Genomic DNA, 213 nt, shown 5'->3' with positions numbered 1-213 from the left:
CTTTGCTCCACATATTGAGCTGGTAGCGTCCGGCGTCCTGGCCGCTCGACTTCAGGTACTTCACGTAATTATGCAGACCACTAATCGACAGCGCGTCAGGATCCAACGCCACGACGCCGAGCTTGTCGGGCGTCAGGTTGGTTTTCCAGGTGCCGCTCACCGTTTGCGAGCCGGTGATTTGTTTCGGATCGGTCAGGTTGGATTCATCCACCT

General features: G+C 56.8%; 1 protein-coding gene. It reads right to left on the bottom strand.

Annotated features, from left to right (window positions below; genetic code table 11):
• Positions 1 to 213: LptF/LptG family permease (locus tag FDX22_RS31590; protein WP_370317654.1), on the bottom strand; the 213-nt coding region annotated here is incomplete at both ends.

The organism is Citrobacter sp. TBCS-14 (assembly GCF_005280805.1).
Lineage (GTDB): Bacteria > Pseudomonadota > Gammaproteobacteria > Enterobacterales > Enterobacteriaceae > Citrobacter > Citrobacter gillenii.
The sequence above is the reverse complement of the archived record's forward strand: the minus strand, read 5'-3'. Positions and strand labels throughout refer to the sequence as shown.